The organism is Spirochaeta dissipatitropha, assembly GCF_054657935.1.
Genome location: NZ_BAAHXT010000064.1, coordinates 1 through 273 on the forward strand (window position 1 = coordinate 1; position 273 = coordinate 273).

The following is a 273-nucleotide window of genomic DNA, read 5'->3' on the forward strand; positions in this document are numbered from 1 at the left end:
GGTAGAACGGGTAAACGCATCTACATTCGGAGGATCATGCTCTGGCTTGATCATACGTTGCCAGGGTCGCTGAGCCCGTGGGTGTGTGGTAATCAGCTGGTAGTCATGGTAAATCTCAACGGTATCAGAAGTTAAATATACCAGCATAGTTGTGCCGATATATGTATATGGAACTGAATACCAGGCGCGGTCGACCTGTATTCGCCAGCTTTCCTGTACCTTCGCCCGGGTCCAGGAGACGCACTTCCAACGGGCGGCAGGCAGCGGTCTGAG

1 protein-coding gene is annotated in these 273 nt (G+C 52.7%); it reads right to left on the reverse strand.

Annotated features, from left to right (window positions below; all coding sequences use genetic code 11):
• Nucleotides 1-273: Mu transposase domain-containing protein (locus ACYQ2L_RS17245; protein ID WP_460058372.1), on the reverse strand; the 273-nt coding region annotated here is incomplete at both ends.